Here is a 1475-nt window from a genome sequence, read left to right as displayed (position 1 = left end):
CTTGGCCTGGGCAATGGCCTGGTGCACGGCGGTGAAGGTTTCCTGGCCGTTGACCAGCGCTTGATAGCTGGCCGCCACGGGATGGTATTCAGTGTTATGGACGTACCACGGCGGGGTGCAAACGGCTTCGTTGGTGTGCCGTAGGCAAATGGGTACCACGATGTCGGGTTGCATCATTGCTCTGTCTCTTCCTTGTTATGGTTGGGGCCATCCATTTGGATGGCATACAGCGCGCGGTGGTCCGTGTGCGCGAAGGGTGTATTCACTTCGGCATTGGTCTGTACGGGGTGGTTATGCAGACCACGATTGGCCAAGTGCGCCTGCTCGGCGTTGCGGTACTCGGTGGGCACCGGTAGTTGGTAGCTCACGCCGTTGACCAACGTCAGTCGGTAGCCACGGGTGACGACTTGATGGTCGATCATGAGTTGCCCACTGCCATCGAGTACGCCTTGCTGGACCGGTACGCCATCGGCCTTGAGTGTGTAAGGCATGCCCGCCCAACCTTCGCCCGATGCATTGGGCGTTTGCGGTAGGCGCAGGCGCAGCGGTTGTTTGAACAAGCGCTGCGGGTAGTCCGGGTGTGCGGCCTTCATGCTGGCAGCGCCTTGCACATATTCGAAATTCGCTGACCTGACGACAAAATCCCCCAGCGTCCCCGACTCGATGAGGCCCTCATCCAGCGTGATGTAGCTGCCGCCTGCGTTGAGGGTGATCTTTTTCTTCGCGACGATGCGGATCTCGTCCTCGGTGCTGCTGATGTCCAGCCCATGACGCGCCATCAGTTCCAGCTTGTCGTTCTGCGCTTTCACGATCACCGGCCCCTGGTTGGCAATCAACTTGAGCCCCAGCTTGCGCACGAACAGGCTCAGCCCTTGGCCCACGCCGACAAAAAGGCGCTTGACCACGCTGAGGTCGGCTTGGCCGCCCGCGTTGAGCATCAGGTTGTGTTGCGCGGCGAGTTGCAGGTGCTTGCCGCTGGTCAGTGCGATGCCTTGCGGAGCGCTGAGCAGCAGGACGGAGGTCTTGAGCTGTTCGAGGTCTTGCCTGAGCAAGGCCAGTTGCGCCTGCACGTCGGCGGGGTCGGCCCGACTCGCCTGCGCGTCATTGGAAAGGCTTTCCAACTGATCGGCGGCCTGTTGCAAGCGACCTGTCGCCTCGCTCATATCGAGCACCTGGCCTTGGGCGCGGGGCTGGGTATCCGCACTGATAAACACCCCCCTGCCACCCCGAATCGCACCCCAGCCATCCGTGCGCAACTCAAACCCTTCCCCGCGCTTTTGCCGCTTGGCGTCCACCAGATGCCCCAGGTTCAACTGGCTCTTGCCACTGTGTTCGGTGCTGAGCTTGATGTGTTCCTGCCCGCGGGTGTCGTCCAGGCGCAGTTTGTTGTTGGTCGGGGTGCGCAGGACGTTGCGGCGTTCGTTGCGCGCGGTGACCGGGTCGGGGTGGCGGTCATCGTGCAGGGCGTGGGCGAT

1 protein-coding gene is annotated in these 1475 nt (G+C 62.1%); it reads right to left on the bottom strand.

What is annotated here, in order from left to right; genetic code table 11:
• Positions 1–173: 173 nt before the first annotated feature.
• Positions 174–1475, bottom strand: a 1302-nt coding sequence (locus tag OC610_RS27325) for a DUF2345 domain-containing protein (RefSeq protein ID WP_264432545.1), incomplete at its 5' end; no start/stop codon positions are given.

The sequence above is a fragment of the Pseudomonas agronomica genome (assembly GCF_025917275.1).
Classification (GTDB): Bacteria; Pseudomonadota; Gammaproteobacteria; order Pseudomonadales; family Pseudomonadaceae; genus Aquipseudomonas; species Aquipseudomonas agronomica.
The sequence above is the reverse complement of the archived record's forward strand: the minus strand, read 5'-3'. Positions and strand labels throughout refer to the sequence as shown.